We start from the raw sequence: 17,135 nt of genomic DNA, 5'->3' as shown, positions 1-17,135 counted from the left end.
AAGGATTGGCCGTCAATCTCAAGTCTAAGACTGATTACATGTTTCAAAGATTTAAATTTACTGCCAGAAATTTAAAGTTCGAAATTAAAGTATATAAATTATTGCTGAATGACATTCGTACACCTAAATTGTCCAAAATACTCCTCGGCCTCGCTATAGGTTATGCACTTTTTCCTTTCGACATAATTCCTGATTTCATACCCGTGATCGGACACATCGATGATATGGTCATTGTACCAACTGTCATCCTAATCGCCCTGACGATAATTCCAAAAGAGGTGTACGACGATTGTAAGATCAGAGTAAAGGACACATAACGTCAGTGCCCTATGATTTTCCTATCTTGTATAAATATTTTTGAATATATGAACTTAGAGAGCTTTTGTAAGATCTCGGAGATAGGATAATCGTTGAACCAACTCAAAAATGAATTCTGGAGCGTTCCTGCCACTAAGCTAGTAGAAGAACTCAAGACAACTCCGTCCGGTTTAACTAGTGACGAAGCTAAAGAACGTCTTACAAAGTTTGGTCCGAACCTTTTAAAAGTAAAAGGACGTTCAGACGCAATCTCTCTTCTTATTTCACAATTTAAGAGTCCGATAATACTGATTCTGATATTCGCATCGTTTTTGTCCATCTTTCTCGGTGACGCCACAGACGCCGTCATCATACTGATAATAATCCTTGCAAGCGGTCTCCTGGGATTCTGGCAGGAAAGAGGGGCGGTCAACGCCGTAAAAAATCTCCTGTCCATCGTGCAGATAAGATCGACCATACTCCGCGATTCAAACCCAATAGAAATTTCAACCGAGGAGATTGTTCCTGGAGACGTCGTGGTCTTGAAAGCAGGGGACATTATTCCCGGTGACTGTCTTATCCTAGAATCTAAGGACTTTTTTGTAAACGAGGCCACGTTGACTGGAGAATCTTATCCAGTTGAAAAAATTGTTGGTGTATTACCACCAGAAACTGTTCTCGCCCGTCGGACAAATGTGCTTTATATGGGAACTAATGGAATAAGTGGTACCTCTAACGCACTTGTAGTGCACACTGGCACCGAGACAGAATTCGGCCGCATATCTAAACGACTAAAACTCAGACACCCAGAAACAGATTTTGAGCACGGGGTAAGACAGTTTGGATACCTTCTTATGGAAGTTACGCTTACTCTCGTAATGACTATATTCGCAATAAACGTATATTTTGCACGTCCAGTTATAGAGTCTTTTCTATTTTCCCTTGCGCTTGCGGTAGGACTAACCCCTCAACTACTACCAGCGATCATTAGCATCAACCTTGCCCATGGAGCAAAACGAATGGCCTTAGAGAAGGTGATTGTAAAACGTCTTTCTTCGATTGAAAACTTTGGCAGCATGAATGTCCTCTGCTCCGATAAGACCGGCACCCTTACCAGCGGGATTGTCAAATTACATTCCGCGCTTGATGCGGAGGGTAATGAAAATGAAAAGGTTCTCTTTTATGCATATGTAAATGCATTGTACGAAACCGGCTTTGCAAACCCAATCGATGCAGCGATTCGCAACCATTGTCAGTTTGATGTCTCCGGTTGCAAAAAGCTTGATGAAGTGCCCTATGATTTTACTAGAAAGCGTCTGAGCATATCATTCTCTAAAGGTAACTTAAATCTTATGGTGACGAAGGGCGCCCTCAAGAACGTGCTATCGGCATGCTCTTATGTAGAGAAATCCGATGGAACAATCGCTGATTTAGAAACGTTTAGAGAAATGATACTTGAACGATTCGATGAATTGAGTATCAAGGGATTTCGCACCCTTGGCATCGCATACCGTAATTTGGGTTCCAATACAAGCATAAACAAGGATGACGAGATTGACATGACATTTTGTGGTTTTATTGTTCTGTTTGATCCTCCAAAGCCTGGAGCTATTGAGACAATAAATCAACTGCGCTACCTAGGAGTCTCGCTTAAGATAATAACCGGGGACAATCATCTGGTCGCAGCAAGCCTGAGTAAGCAAGTAGGATTATCGAACCCACAAACTATAACTGGCTCTGAACTGAGGTCTATGAGTGATGAAGCACTTCTAAAAACGGCAAATGCAGTTGACATATTCGCTGAGGTCGAGCCGAATCAGAAAGAGCGGATCATTTTGGCTTTGAGAAAGGCTGGAAACGTAGTCGGTTACATGGGGGATGGCATCAACGATGCCTCGGCGCTTCATGTAGCCGACGTTGGTATTTCCGTTGATAGTGCCGTTGACGTAGCTAAAGAAACGGCTGATATAGTGTTGCTCGACATGGACTTAGGGGTTCTGATACAAGGAGTTCGAGAGGGAAGAACAACTTTTGCGAACACACTTAAGTATGTCTTCATGGCAACGAGTGCCAATTTTGGAAACATGTTCAGTATGGCCGGTGCATCTCTGTTTCTACCCTTTTTACCACTTCTTCCAAAGCAGATACTTCTCACAAATTTAATGACAGATTTTCCGGAGATGACTATAGCTACGGACATGGTAGACCCTGAAATGGTTGATCAGCCAAGGCGCTGGAATATTAACTTCATCAGAAACTTTATGGCAACCTTCGGAATTGTAAGCTCAGTATTCGATTTTTTAACGTTTGGAGTGCTTCTCATAATCCTAAACGCTTCCATAGATCAATTCAGGACCGGCTGGTTCCAAGAGTCTGTAATATCCGCTTCTCTGATTGTACTTGTTGTACGCACTCGCAAGCCATTTTTCAAGAGTAAACCCAGTAAATATCTCTTTCTGGTAACCCTTTTGATAATTGTTGCGACACTTATTTTGCCATATACACAACTTGCAAGGATCTTTAATTTTCGGCCGCTGCCACCATCATTTCTATTCGTCTTGGGTTTAATCGTGGGGTTGTATATTTTTGCTGCGGAAATAGCAAAGAAGGTTTTTTATAAGAGGATAAAAGATTAAAGACAATAAAATAAAGGACTTATCCAAATCTCTCTCAATGCCAGAATTGACAGTCCGCGTGTGGCGATACCTCGTACCACTCCTCTTACTAGGGCTCGCTGTACATCTTATGCTACCTCAACTCACAACACTCGAAAGAATGTTCCAAGTAGTTAAACATATTATATTGTGGGCTGTTGCAATAGCACTTGTAGCCCAAATCCTAAGTTACATAGGCAATGGATATCTCCTGAAATCAATAATTGCCGTTGCAGGTCAACATATGTCTATTTCATCTAGCACACTAATCGCTACTGCCGCATCAAGCATTGGATTGGTAGCTGGCGGGTTAATAGGCAACGCAGCAGCAACTTATCGATGGGTACACAGTCATGGTGTCAGTGCCGAGGGTGCTATCTTGGCTGGATGGCTCCCGACCATGTTTAACAATGTTGCTTTGATACTTGTTTCATTTGTTGGCCTGCTCTACCTATTAATAGTACATAGGCTTTCGACATGGCTTGCTCTTAGCTTTAGTATAATATTGATGATATTTTGTCTGATAATCGGGTTATTGCTATGGGGCATACATAATCGCCTGCGAATAACAAAGCTTGTTACATGGATCGCTAATTCCTGGGCGTCTTTTCGACACAGACCATTTGATTCTTCGAGGATCAATCGCACAATGAAACAACTATTTAGCGCATACGAAGTCTTAAGAGTCGGCGGTTGGCAAGGTCCCTCTCTGGGTGCATTTCTCAACATCGCATTCGATATGTTGACACTTTATTTCCTTTTTGTCGCAGCCGGTCATGCAGTTGGGCCAGGCATATTATTACTTGGTTATGGGTTGCCTCAACTTTTAGGCAAAGTAACCTTCTTGCCTGGAGGTGTAGGTATTGTAGAAGGCTCAATGGCAGCTATGTATGACAGCCTTGGAGTGCCAGACCCCATAAGTGTTACAGTTATTCTTACCTACCGTGTCATCTCATTCTGGCTACCTGCTTCCATAGGATTCTTGATTATCCCCTACCTTAAGTGAACAATCTATGGTTAGTGGGACGTAAAAGCAACTCAAAACCTAAAAGGAAAGTTTTTTTCATTTGATTTACTTTACCTAATTGAAAGGTCATAAATAAATCCTAAGCCTTGCTTAGAAGGAAGTTGATCTCAATGAAAAACCCTTCAGTGGCCTGCCCTTAATTTGCATCTCATGAATTGGAGTAGCTATGAGTCCCAAGAGAAAAAGAAGATGATTCACAGTCGCTAAATTCTGTGTACTGGATTTGCCCAGTTGATCCCTAGACGATATTGTGAGGTGTTAAGGATAAGGCTTTTAAGGTCAAAAAAGTGAAAATTTTGCTTTAGATATTGATCCTTCACACTCTTTTATTTTTTTACAAAAAATCTCATCATGCTTTTCTTCAATGAAGCCTGTGACTTAGGTGACTTTCACCTACATAGGTCCTCCCAGAAGAGAAAAAAAAAGAACTCCATTTTTAAAAAAGTGACTTCGTAACTAACTTGCATCATTACATTTTTAAAAAAACCTTGACAAATATTTCGGGTTTCTGTTAGCATAACCTTCACACTATCTTTGGTGGGGTAAAACTTAAAATTTTTGCAGTTTAGAGTGGCCTTTTTGTTGAAATTTAGGGCGGTCTTCCCACCGCCATGGAGGATGAATATTGGCAAAAGCTAAAACCCTCGGGCGAAACCTCAAATCTCTCATAAATTATCAAGATGATGATATTACTCACGGTGGAATAGAATTACCCTTAAACGCTTCCGAATCCCAGGCCATGGAATCACAAACACAAGACACAGCGTTGGATAACTCTGAGGAAATAGATAAATTTTCATGGCAAGATGTACTTGAAAGAATCCGCAAGAAATCTAATCCCCAGGTATTTTTTTGGTTTGCCCCACTCAAACTTATATCCGAAACACAGACAACCATAACGTTAAAGGCAAATAGTGACTTCGAAAGAGACTGGATAATCACACATTATAAGGATTTCATCATTGAAACTGTAAACGAGGTCTACGAGAAAAAACTTGATGTTCAAATCATAGCTGAAACCGACGTTCCTAAGGCAGTCGACAAAAAGAAGGATGATTCAAACATTCCAACAAGCAGAATTGACACACTTTATACAGGTTTTCTCAGCCCTAAGTACACATTTGAAAAATTCATAGTGGGGCCGAGCAACCAGTTTGCCCATGCTGCTTCAACAGCCGTCGCAAGCAAGCCTGCCGAAGCCTACAACCCACTTTTCATTTACGGCGGTGTGGGATTGGGTAAAACACATCTGATCAACGCGATCGGTAATTATATTCTAAAAAACACATCACATATGGCAAGGATTTGCTGTATATCGGCGGAGCACTTCACGAACGAAGTAATAAACAGCATTAAGTCCAATAAAATGCAGGAGTTTAGAAACAAGTATAGGTTTGGTTGTGATGTAGTGCTGATTGACGATATCCAGTTCATAGCAGGAAAAGAAAGCACACAGGAAGAGTTTTTTCATACATTTAATACCCTATATGAGTCAAAAAAGCAGATCGTACTTACCAGTGATAAATCACCAAAGGATATGTCTTATCTCGAAGAGCGACTTAGATCTAGATTTGAATGGGGGCTAATTACTGACATACAACCGCCCGAGACAGAAACCAGAGTCGCAATAGTTAAGAAAAAAGCTGAATCCGAAGGTGTAGTGCTTCCTAATGAAGTAGCCATATTTATATCACAAAACATCATTTCTAACATCAGAGAACTCGAAGGAACACTCATCAACATTATAGCGTATGCAAAGCTCTTAAATTCTGAAATTACAATGGATCTTGTAAAAGAGGTATTGAAAAATATAATAAAGGAACATGACAGGGGAATTCTAAGTATCGAGAGCATTCAAAAGGAGGTAGCCAACTATTTTGGCGTCAAGATACAAGATCTTAAATCTGTCAAGAAACAAAAAAATATTGCTATGCCAAGGCAAATTGCAATGTTTTTCGCCAGAAGATATACTGGTGCATCTTTCCCCGAAATTGGTGAGAAGTTTGGAGGGAAAGATCATTCGACAGTGATACATGCCGTCAGGAAAATAGAGTCATTGATGGGGAAAGATTTGACTCTCAAGAATACCATTAATGCAGTATCAAGGAAGATCGAAACGCTTAGGAGTGGATAATATGTTGATAGAGCTGTGGGACGACGTGTGGAAACCTAAGTTGTCCAAAAGATTGTGGATATATGTTTATAAGTTAGCAATAAACTCAACAGGGTTATCAACAGTAAAATATATTTATAGCTAGGGGGTTAAGTTACTTATCCACAATTTAACATGCCCTACTATTACTACTACGTTAACTTATTATATTAAATAAATCTTACTAGGAGTAATAATAATGAAACTGAAGGTTGATATATCGAAACTCTCGGAGAAGCTTGCACTAATTCAAGGAATTGCTGAACGGCGCGCAACCATGCCGGTACTTTCACATGTGCTTATTAATGCTTCAAAAGAGGCTTTGGAGCTAACCGTCACGGATCTTGAAACAACAATGATCGCTCATTGTGATGCAGAGGTGTCCAAAGTGGGTAGTTTATCACTTCCGGCCAGAAAGTTGTACGAGATCGTGCATGAACTGCCGTCGGGAGTGATCGAAATCGAAGAGATTGGGAATCATTGGGTCGAGCTTAGATCTCCGTCGACGACGTTTAAAATTGCGGGTCTTCCAAGCGATGATTTTCCCGTGATTCCTCAATTTTCGTCTGATCATCTTTTCTCAGCACAAAGTTCTAAGATTGAGGACATGATTTCAAAGACAATTTTCGCAGTGTCGCCTGATGACCTGAGACGTAACCTGGCGGGAATTTACTTTGAGAAAAATGGTGAAAGCAATCTTAAACTAGCTGCTACCGACGGTCATAGGCTTTCTATCGTAGAAAGTGACTTGAGCACGGAGATAAAGCTTCAGAAAAATGTGGTGGTCCCCAAAAAGGGAGTATCCGAGTTTAGAAAAGTGCTTAAGCTCGGAGAAGTGGTTAAGATTGGGTGTGAAAAAAACTTTTTTGTAGCTATGGGTGACGGTATAAGTCTGATCGTGAGGCTTGTCGACGCAGATTTTCCCGATTATAACCAGGTGATTCCCAAGTCCACAAAGACAAATTTTGAATTAGGGCGAGAGGAGCTTTTGAACGCTCTTAGGAGGGTATCTATACTATCCTCTGAAAAGACAAAGAGTGTTAAGCTAAGCATTAACAAGAATGAAATGACATTGCTTTCTGTCTCCCCGGAGGTTGGAGAAGCAAAAGAGGTAATATCTGTTGACTATTCAGGTGAAGAGATTGAGCTCGGATTTAACGCAAGATACCTGATGGACATTCTCGAAGTCATATCGGAGGAAAAGGTTGAATTCGGGTTAAGCGACGAACTTAGTCCGGCAGTAATAAAACCTATGGGCGACGAACATTACCTGTCCGTTGTCATGCCAATGAGAGTATAATATAGTAGTAAAGAAGGCACTCTCATAGAATGATATTAGACCTAATATTTCCACGAATCTGCTACTCTTGTAATTCCCCGTCGAGAGAAAATATAATATGCGACTTTTGCTTATCGAATATTAGGTTAATCGGCGGGAGAAAAATATGCTCAAGGTGCGGTCTTCCATTTGGATTAGATAATTCAATAAAGGATATTCGTTATGATGAACATCTTTGCGGAAAGTGTCTCACAGGGAGTTATCATTTTCGCAGGGCTCGTTCGGTAGCGTTGTATGAAGGTTGGCTAAGGGAGATTCTCCACAAATTTAAATACCATGGGAAGTTAAGTCTCGGAAGAGTGCTCTCAAGGATTTTGCTAGAACATTATCCAAAAGACCTAGATGACATAGATTTGATAGTCACAGTCCCACTTCATATAAGCAAACTAAGAACTAGAGAATTTAACCAGTCTATTGTCATGGCAAAAGATTTAGCTAAGGGTATAAAAGTTCCTTTTAACCCGTTCGTGTTGAAGAAGGTAAAGGATACCAAGCCTCAGTATGAAATGGGTAATGAAACTGAAAGGAGGAGAAACGTGAGGGGTGCATTCATCGTAGAGGATACTGGCAGGGTAAGTAGGAAATCGATTTTAATATTGGATGATGTATTCACGACTGGCTCTACATTGAATGAATGCACGCGTGTACTTCTCAAATCCAGTGCTATAAAAGTGCAGGTCTTGACATTAATGCGAACTATAAATTAGATTCTCAGTTTGACTTTTTAAGTTACTTGCCCTAGATTTAATGTGAAAGATTAAGTAATTTACTTAAGCGATGTACGGGAAATTCATAGGTCTAGATATAGGAAGAGACACTACCAAAGTTATTCTGATAAGGAGAGGCTTCAGGGATCTCGAGGTAGTTCAATCCCTAACTCTTAAATCTGAATTCTTTAATCAGAACAATATACATAACTTGAGAAGTGCTTTTTCTGAAAATTCATTACCAACGAATGAAGTAGCTACTGCCATTCCCTTTGAGCCTATCTCGATTAAGGTAATTCAATTCCCATTTGTCGAACCTAAAAAGATAGATCAAGTCTACGGATTCGAATTAGAAAATGTCTCCACTTTTGATCCAGATGATAAGGTTCATGGCTATCACCTCGTCAAGAGGGGGAACAACGCAGAAGCATTGGTGTGTATGTTTGAAAAAGATCATATGAAAGACCTTCTTGATATGTGTAGGGTAGAAGGAATAGATCCAAAGATTGTAACATATGGTCCAGTTGCAATGGCTGCACTGGAAAGTTATATGCCTAAGGAGAGGCCGCTTATTATTATTGACATCGGTGCCACACGAATTGATTTTTCTGTTTTTGACGGCGGGGGAATTAGACGTGCTAGATCAACGTCAAAAGCAGGGGATCTTGTGACGGAAAGCATATCCAAGATCCTTGGAGCGACATATGATGATGCTGAGTCCATAAAACGTGAAGGTCTAGTGGGGGATTATGCTAATATTGTTCAAGAATCTTTGAATACTGTGCTTGGAGAGATAAAAAAGACGATTAAGTTTTTTGAGATGGAGTTAAAGGAAGATATTAAAACTGTGCTGCTGTCTGGGGGAATGTCCCTAATGCCGGGGATTTCAGATTACTTAAAGGGTATGCTCGATAAAGAGGTTAGACAGATATTTATTCCTGAGTTAGGTTTATCTTCACCTACGCTTGTCCAATCATTCGCACTCGCACTCTACGGCAGTGCACTTAAGAGGAGTGGTCTAAATTTCAGGAAGGGAGAATACCAGTACACTGGCAGTGATGAGGAACTTAAAAAGAAGTTTATCATGCCATCTGTATTACTGGCGATTATACTAATTCTTTTGCTCTATCGTCATGGCTCAAGTTATTTTGAGCTCAAGGATAGGGTCGATAGAATTGAAAAAGAAATTGAAGCAAACGTTAAAGAAGCGTTTCCAGATATAAAAGTTATTCCTAAGCCCGTTGAATTTTTGGAGTCCGAATTCAACAAAATAAACGGGAAGCTCGAGTTGGTGCAGGGTGTTGTCGGAAAAACCCCTCCACTGGAGGTTTTGAAGGATGTTTCTTTGAGCATACCCAGTGGTATTAATTTAACGGTAGACGAAATAGACTTCGAGAATGATAAAACAGTTAGGATAATTGGAAGCTGTGATTCTTATCAGGAAGTCGCAAATATAGAGAAGGCTCTTGCTGAATCAGGAAAGTTCGAAAAAGTTAATAGGGACTCAACGAATCCTTCTGTAAATAATACCATAAAGTTCCAGGTATCACTGGTGGTTAAATAATGGAAATTGGCAATCATATCGAGAGCTTAAAGCTTTTGTATAACCGAATTCGAGATAGGATTCAACAGGTATCGACCTCTAAGAGGGATAAGAGGGCAGTTATAGTTTCTGTTGTTGCGATTTCGGTGTTCATAATTTTCATTATATTTCAATTTTTTGCATCTGGAACGGAAAGGCTAACTAAAAAGGTAGATGCGTTAAATTCTGATCTGGAGAAGATTGAAAACCTTAGAAAGCAGTTGGAGGAATCCAATCGTCTGATAAGTCAACTAACTAGCTCTTTTAAATCAGGAGATGAAGGTGAAGCACTAATTTCAGTGGTTGAGGATATCCTGGTTAACGAGCAAATAGATAGGGGAAGCTTTTCCATCAAGGACTCGAATACGAGTGGGCCGGTGATTGATGATTTGTATAATGAAAAAAGCGTCGACCTTGAAATCAGGAAAATACCGCTTAACAAAATAGTAGATTTGCTATACGAGGTCCAGATTAGACCAAGTTTGCTTAAGGTTTCAAATCTTCGCATACGGACGAGGTTTGATAACCCTGACTTAATTGATGTCAATTTTCGAATATCCAGTTTTGAATTCAAGAAGGTGATATAGATTGAAAGATAAAATTAAAAACTCCAAATACTTTAAGCCACTATCCTATGTGGTTTTTTTTATAATTATCTTTTTCTTTTCCTTTTACTATACACTTCCTACAGATGAGATCAGGGGAATAATCATATCCGGAATAGAAATGAATACACCATTTGAAGCTAAGTTAGGCGCAGTGAGCATTGCCCCAATAGTTAGTGTAAAGGTACAGGATCTCGAACTCTATAGGGGCGGTGAGCTTTACGTAAAGTTAGAAGATGTAAAAATGAGGCCTTCGCTGTTTAGTTTGTTATCTAAGTATCTGCGACTTCCATTTAGGGCGAAACTTATGAGCGGCGTCGTGAAGGGGAATTTGATTTATGACAATAAAACAGGGCAAATTGTTGGAATAAATGCGAAGCTGAGTGGTATAGACGTAGAGAAGTTCCATCCTATCATGGCTGGTTACCTCGGTATGACTGACGAACAACTCACTGGAATATTACACGGTGACTTTTCATTGGATTTTAGTTCTGAAACTTCTGGAGTTTTTTCCCTTAAAATAGACAACATGAGTATTAGCAATTTCAGACTGATTGGCTTTCCTATTCCACCCTTTAAGGATTTGGAATCGATCTTTACGGGTAAAATTGAGGACGGAGTTACAAAAGTGGATGAGTTAAGTTTCAAGGGTAATGATTTTGACCTGAATATGTATGGTTCGATCCCCCCCCTCTGGAATATTACAAAGGGGGCAAAGATTGATCTGATGATAAACCTAAATATCCTGTCGGACGAGGCTAAGATCGGGATAGTGAGGTCTTTTTTGAGTCCCAAAGGTGATGGAACTCTCGGGGGTAAGATATTAGGGACCTTTGGCAATCCGAAGGTAGTGAGAGATACTAGACGCCAATAGTTGATTAGTTGTTATTGCTTTCTTGATGATGAGGATCAACCTCAGTGAATATATGGGAAATCCGTTGTGTTTATACAATTAAGTAAGAGACTCCCTGTAGATTCTTACAGGAGTTTCATTAAAAGGTAGATACGTCGAAGATTCAGAAATTTTAGAACTGTCTGATAATGCAATTCGCCTTTCCTATCTAAAAAAAGGATCTTATCAGGCCATCCCTTCATTACTTAAGGTAAATAAGAATACTTTTTGATTTGCAAATCTGGTTGTGGATTTTTCCTGTTAAGATCTACTATTTGGCGAAAAAAATATCTATATGTGATATTCTAAGTTATCGGAGGTAATAAAGATGAGATCGACATTGTTATTGGTAGGGATACTTAGCTTAATATTTCTTTTACATCTTAGGACTTCGGATAGTGAGGAGAAAAAGCAGAAGACACCTGAACAGGTGCAGATGGATATAAGCGGAATAGGATTCGATCAGGTAGCTCAGACCCCCGTTGTACTCTTGTTAGATAAACAGAGGGAAAAGGTACTGCCAATATGGATAGGATTATGTGAAGCAAGGGCCATAGAAATCGGTCTCAGCGGTGAAGTGGCACCTCGTCCTTTTACATATGATTTAGTTGCGGCAATCATTCGGACAATGAATGCAAAGATAGAGAGGGTGGTGATAGTTGATCTTCGTGATCAGGTTTTTTATGCACAGGTTGAGGTTTCAGTAAACGGAAATGTATTGAGGATAGATGCGCGTCCGAGCGATGCGCTGGCTCTTGCCTCACGAATGAATGCCCCCGTTTTTGTTGCGAAGTCTGTGCTTGAGAATGCAGCAACAATAGAGTCTAAGGTTGAAAAAAAGGGGACATGAGCTAAATTTGGGCCAACTATTATATTGACGATCCTTCAACAAAAACGACTCTCTTGAGTATATTTGACAAGCATTTTCCATGTAGCTATGATTCATTCAAATTTTACTCTCTAGGGAAAATATGGTTTCTGCCGAAGATCTAGAAATTCTAAGGAAAAAGATTGACAAGGTAGATGATAAGATACTAGAACTTTTGAATGAACGAGGGAGGTTCGCGTTGGAGATAAGCAGGTTTAAGAAAGAAAATTCGTCTAGCGTCTATGACCCGGTAAGGGAGAGCGAGATTGAGAGGCAAATAAGGAAAAGGAACACAGGTCCACTTTCGGACATATCCGTTAGCAGTGTTTTCCGGGAGATAATTTCAAGCTGCAGAGCGCTTCAAGAACCTATAAAGGTCTCCTACCTGGGTCCAGAGGGTAGTTACTCACATCAGGCCGCATTTCATGAGTTTGGCAGTTCGACGGAGCTTGTACCTTTCTTAAGCTTTGAAGAGGTCATTGAAGAGGTTCAGAGGCAACGGAGCACGTTTGGTATTGTTCCTGTCGAAAACTCAATGGAGGGTTCGGTTGGGGGTGTTTTAGATATGATTTCAAGATCGGATGTGAGGATCTCTTCGGAGTACTTCGAAAAGATAAGTCATTGCCTTCTGTCAAGGACCGGAGATATAAACAATATTGAGATCTTGGCATCACATCCCCAGGCCTTGGCGCAATGCAAAAAGTGGCTGAGTAAGCATCTTAGAAATGTAGAGCTGAGAGAGACAGCGAGTACAGCGCAGGGTGCAAAACTAGCTTCCAGACACAAGAAGATTGCAGCAGTGGCTGGCGAATTTGCCTCATCTATTTATAAGCTGAAGTTTGTTGAAAAGAACATTGAGGATAGTGTTCAGAACACGACAAGGTTTTGGGTTATTGGCAATGTTAGTTGTCCGGCAACAGGTGATGATAAAACTTCTATTGTATTTTCTCTGAAGGATGAGCCGGGGGCATTGCAGAATTCTCTTTTCCTACCTTTTGCTGAGGCAAGAATAAATCTTACAAAAATTGAATCCAGGCCATCTAAGGAGAGGCCTTGGGAATACATATTTTTTGTAGATTTCTTGGGGCACTCAGATGATAAGAAGATACAAAAAGTATTATCAAGGGTGAAGAAAAGGTGTATTAACTTAAAGGTCTTGGGTTCTTATCCAAGGGGAGCAAGAAATTAATATTTTCCCGATTGCTAATTGAGGGGTAATTTGATAACTCCAAACGAGTATGTGAATACTTTAGTGCCCTATATTCCTGGAAAGCCGGTTCAAGAGCTCGAACGAGAGCTGGGGATAAGAAATGCTATTAAGCTAGCTTCAAATGAAAATCCATTGGGGCCGTCCCCTCTCGCTAAGAAAGCAATAAGAAAGGCCTTGACTTCTGTAAACATGTATCCCGATGGTGATGCGTATTACATTAAACAAAAGCTTGCGGAGAGACTCAACACAAGACCTGAGAGCTTGATTTTTGGAAACGGATCGAACGATGTCATAGATATCATCGCAAGAACCTTCATGAAAGCCGGGGATGAAGCTGTGATGGGTGAGTATGCGTTTATTGTGTTTCCAATAGTAACGCAGGCAGTTGGAGCAAGGGTAATCATTTCCCCAATGCCAGATCTTACTCATAATCTAGAGGATATTTATTCACGTATAACTTCTAAAACGAGGGCTGTGTTCATTGCTAATCCCAACAATCCGACCGGAACTATCGTTAGGCGACAAGAGCTCGAGTGGTTCTTGGAAATGGTACCTGAAGAGATCGTTGTTGTTATAGATGAAGCCTATTTTGAGTACGTAGACGAACCTCAGTATCCGAATTCGTTAGACTATCAGAGTCTTGGCAAGTCGGTGATAACTGTGAGAACATTCTCGAAGGTTTATGGCCTTGCTGGACTTAGGCTTGGATATGGAATCTCATCGCCGGAGATCATTTCTCCTATGCATCGAGTAAGACAGCCATTCAATGCCAATCTGCTTGCCCAGGTAGCTGCATTTGCTGCCCTTGATGATAACAATCATGTATCCAAGGCAAGGCTTATAAACAAAGATGGTCTATCTTATTTTTCCAGGGAGTTGAAAAAAATAAACATATGCTTTACGCCGTCGTTTTCCAATTTCATTCTTATTGATTTGAAATCCGATCCAATATCGGTTTATAATTCCCTTCTCAAGCTTGGGGTTATCGTGAGGCCTGTGATTAATTATGGGCTGAAAACGCATCTGCGGGTCACCGTTGGATTGCCCGAAGAAAACGAACGGTTCATCTGGGCAATCAAAAGGGTTCTGGGTAAATAGAAAGAGTCCCTCCTGCCAATAAATGCAAAGTCATTTTTCTAGGTACGGCTTCCATCTGCGATTTTTGATGTGTAGCGGAGGACTTTAGTCCTCCATACTTTGTCATATCCAAATGCATTAATCTGGCACCAATGTACCAAAGGCATATACAATTCCGAGGTTGGAAAACCTCGGCTATCCGATGCCGCGGTTTTCAGAATTAGCCTCTAAAATTTCCTATCGCATATGTTTTTACGTGACCATTTTGTAGAGACGCAACATTTTGCGTCTCTACTACCTTGAACGAATAAATAAAGGACTCGCGATCCTCCAAACTGCATACATGTTATAATACAAACCTTCTGTGACACGTTATAAAGTAAAAGTGTGGGAATCAATGGAGTTAATCTATGGACTATTCGAAAATTACTGTAATTGGGCTTGGTCTCATAGGGGGATCACTTGCCTGGGCTTTAAAACGGGCAGGGAATGTGGGTGAGGTCTATGGAGTAGATATCGATGATGGCGCAATTGACTATGCTATTCGCGAACATATTATCGACGTGGGTTCAAAAGATCTTAGAGATGCTGTCAATAATTCGGACGTTGTTGTGATCGCTACCTATGTGGGGATTATTCCGAAGATCGCGAAATCGTTAGCGTCCATTTTATCTCCTAAGACTACTGTAACTGATGTGGGAAGCGTAAAGGCAAAGGTAGTGATGGAGATTGAGAACCTGTTACCGAAGGATGTTAGTTTTGTCGGAGGACATCCTATCTCTGGAACCGAACGCTCTGGCATATTTCATGCCAGCTCTGAACTTTTTAAGGGGAAGAAGTGTATACTTACTCCAACTGTTAATACCGATGATCAATCACTTAGTAGGGTAAGGAAGCTTTGGGAATGTATCGGTGCTAAGGTTTATACAATGAATCCGGAGGCTCACGATAGGGTGTTCGCATATGTAAGTCATCTTCCCCACACAGTCGCTTATGCGTTATTAAACTCGATAGCACCTGAAGGGTGGACCCCAGATATCTTAGATTTTGCTGGTGGAGGTCTAAAGGACTTTACAAGAATTGGTGAGAGTTCGCCGGAAATGTGGAGCGACATTTTTATGGCTAATAGGGAAAATGTGCTTGCAGCTATAGAGGATTTTAAGAACGAGATCGAGAAAATCAGGGTTACGATAGAGAAGGGCAATTTGGCGCGCCTAAGGGATATCTTGAGTAATGCAGCGAGTTTTAAGAAAGACTTCATATGATCGATCCTAAAGAACACTGGATTGTTGGCGAACGAAAAAAGACTATAGACAAATTCGTTATGAGGGTTTAAAATATGGACGATTTTTAACTTTCAATTAATTGGTCCTTCATGAAGGAGGGGGGATGGAATTAAGAAAAAAGTTTAGAATAGTAAATTTGACCTTTGTCGTTGTATTTACCTCTGTCTTATCTTTTTCTGCTTTTCCTTCCAGTGCGCAAATGTTCTATCAAAAGACAAAGAATGGCGTAATTTATATTACTAACATTCCTCCGAAAGAAAAGGGCTATAAGCGTATTAAAATCCCCTGGCAGACCATTGGAGTCTCTCGCCATCGGTCCCCCGGCTCGTTTAAGTATTCAAACAACTTCGACTATCACATAAATGAAAGAGCGAGTTACAATGGGATCGATCCGAGGCTCATAAAAGCAATAATAAAGGTTGAATCTAACTTTAACCCGAGTGCAGTATCCCCAAAAGGTGCTATGGGGTTGATGCAGTTAATGCCTGAGACCGCCAGAAGAAATGGTGTGAGCGACCCATATGATCCGGCGGAAAATATAAGGGGGGGGGTGAAGTACTTCAAGAAACTTACCAGAATGTTTAACGGTGATCTTCGACTGGCGCTTGCGGGATATAATGCTGGGGAAGAAGCTGTAATCGAGTATGGGTATAGAATCCCACCTTATTCAGAAACCATCAATTACGTAGATAAAGTCCTTGCTCACTTTAACTACCTGAAAAATGGAAAAACTGGGAAAGGTGTAAATTCTGCAAAGGTTGAAACTAAACCGCTGATAAATGATGTGTCGATGATTGAATTTGGCGACGATTCATCAAAAAAACGAGGTGATGACATGAAAGAGGTCAATGACACAGAAATTGAGAAAAAAAGCCATTTATCTACCTCGGAAGTGATTGGGTCAGCGAAAGAAGATCAAGAGTTCGCAAATAAGAGTCAAATAGCCCTCAAGTCCTCAAATGACATCTGTCTTCCAGCCTTAATTAATTTTCAGCCTATTGCGGAGTTTTTAATTACGAGGGAAATGGATCATACAACGCAATCCACACTCAATCAGGCTTGCATTTTCAATACGTATTAAAGCGTTTGGCTCGTTTGATTTAAGGATAGAAGAGACATTAGAATTAGGTAATCATTTGGACATACTTTCCAGTTTATTTGTTGTTCATTGATGTAAATTCTTATTTACCTTTCCTGATATCGTAGCCTGTAATGGATTTACTTTTGTTGGCCATGGAATCTACATATTCCTTATCCACAAGCCCTGCCATGTAAGCCTTAGAAACCCTCATAAGCGTTATCTTTGCAGTTGCCTCGTCTATCATCTGCCCTGTCTTTGGATCAAACATAGAGCCGCCTCCCATTTCATGATAGAAGTCGAGTTGATATTTAGCCTCCTCTATCTGCTTTTCGGTTGGTGTATAGCACTCGTTTGATAT

General features: G+C 40.5%; 15 protein-coding genes. 14 read left to right on the top strand and 1 reads right to left on the bottom strand.

What is annotated here, in order from left to right:
• Positions 1–5 precede the first annotated feature (5 nt).
• From VGA95_02705 to VGA95_02640, 14 genes are all read left to right on the top strand, one after another.
• The gene (locus VGA95_02705) at positions 6–317 is read left to right on the top strand and encodes a DUF1232 domain-containing protein (GenBank protein ID HEX9665445.1); all 312 of its coding nucleotides are present in this window, start codon (positions 6–8) and stop codon (positions 315–317) included.
• 93 nt (positions 318–410) lie between these two features.
• A complete protein-coding gene (mgtA, locus tag VGA95_02700) occupies positions 411–2,933 on the top strand; it encodes a magnesium-translocating P-type ATPase (GenBank protein ID HEX9665444.1) in 2,523 nt (840 codons plus the stop codon).
• Between the two features lie 37 nt (positions 2,934–2,970).
• A complete protein-coding gene (locus VGA95_02695; protein HEX9665443.1) occupies positions 2,971–3,957 on the top strand; it encodes a YbhN family protein in 987 nt (328 codons plus the stop codon).
• A 646-nt stretch (positions 3,958–4,603) separates the two neighbouring features.
• Positions 4,604–6,112 (top strand): chromosomal replication initiator protein DnaA, encoded by a 1,509-nt coding sequence (gene dnaA, locus VGA95_02690; GenBank protein HEX9665442.1) that lies wholly within the window; start codon positions 4,604–4,606, stop codon positions 6,110–6,112.
• Between the two features lie 217 nt (positions 6,113–6,329).
• Complete coding sequence (dnaN, locus tag VGA95_02685) at positions 6,330–7,430, top strand: DNA polymerase III subunit beta (GenBank protein ID HEX9665441.1); 1,101 nt, start codon at positions 6,330–6,332, stop codon at positions 7,428–7,430.
• Between the two features lie 269 nt (positions 7,431–7,699).
• Entirely contained in the window at positions 7,700–8,176 is a 477-nt protein-coding gene (locus VGA95_02680; protein ID HEX9665440.1) for a ComF family protein, read from the top strand.
• Positions 8,177–8,246: 70 nt separating this feature from the next.
• Entirely contained in the window at positions 8,247–9,740 is a 1,494-nt protein-coding gene (gene pilM, locus VGA95_02675; protein HEX9665439.1) for a pilus assembly protein PilM, read from the top strand.
• Positions 9,740–10,345 (top strand): hypothetical protein, encoded by a 606-nt coding sequence (locus VGA95_02670; protein HEX9665438.1) that lies wholly within the window; start codon positions 9,740–9,742, stop codon positions 10,343–10,345. The genes pilM and VGA95_02670 overlap by 1 nt, the downstream gene beginning before the upstream one ends.
• A gap of 1 nt (position 10,346) precedes the next feature.
• Complete coding sequence (gspN, locus tag VGA95_02665; GenBank protein ID HEX9665437.1) at positions 10,347–11,237, top strand: type II secretion system protein GspN; 891 nt, start codon at positions 10,347–10,349, stop codon at positions 11,235–11,237.
• Positions 11,238–11,583: 346 nt separating this feature from the next.
• Positions 11,584–12,105, top strand: coding sequence for a bifunctional nuclease family protein (locus VGA95_02660; GenBank protein ID HEX9665436.1), 522 nt, complete (start codon positions 11,584–11,586; stop codon positions 12,103–12,105).
• 121 nt (positions 12,106–12,226) lie between these two features.
• Positions 12,227–13,312 (top strand): prephenate dehydratase, encoded by a 1,086-nt coding sequence (pheA, locus tag VGA95_02655; GenBank protein ID HEX9665435.1) that lies wholly within the window; start codon positions 12,227–12,229, stop codon positions 13,310–13,312.
• 30 nt (positions 13,313–13,342) lie between these two features.
• Positions 13,343–14,431 (top strand): histidinol-phosphate transaminase, encoded by a 1,089-nt coding sequence (gene hisC, locus VGA95_02650; GenBank protein ID HEX9665434.1) that lies wholly within the window; start codon positions 13,343–13,345, stop codon positions 14,429–14,431.
• 389 nt (positions 14,432–14,820) lie between these two features.
• Complete coding sequence (locus VGA95_02645; GenBank protein ID HEX9665433.1) at positions 14,821–15,675, top strand: prephenate dehydrogenase; 855 nt, start codon at positions 14,821–14,823, stop codon at positions 15,673–15,675.
• Positions 15,676–15,799: 124 nt separating this feature from the next.
• Entirely contained in the window at positions 15,800–16,777 is a 978-nt protein-coding gene (locus VGA95_02640) for a lytic transglycosylase domain-containing protein (GenBank protein HEX9665432.1), read from the top strand.
• A 100-nt stretch (positions 16,778–16,877) separates the two neighbouring features.
• Here the strand turns inward: VGA95_02640 and VGA95_02635 are convergent.
• Positions 16,878–17,135 (bottom strand): hypothetical protein (locus VGA95_02635; GenBank protein HEX9665431.1); only part of this gene is annotated, 258 nt, incomplete at its 5' end.

The sequence above is a fragment of the Thermodesulfobacteriota bacterium genome (assembly GCA_036397855.1).
Lineage (GTDB): Bacteria > Desulfobacterota_D > UBA1144 > Nemesobacterales > CSP1-2 > DASWID01.
Note: the sequence above shows the minus strand (reverse complement) of the source record. Positions and strands in the feature narration are given on the sequence as shown.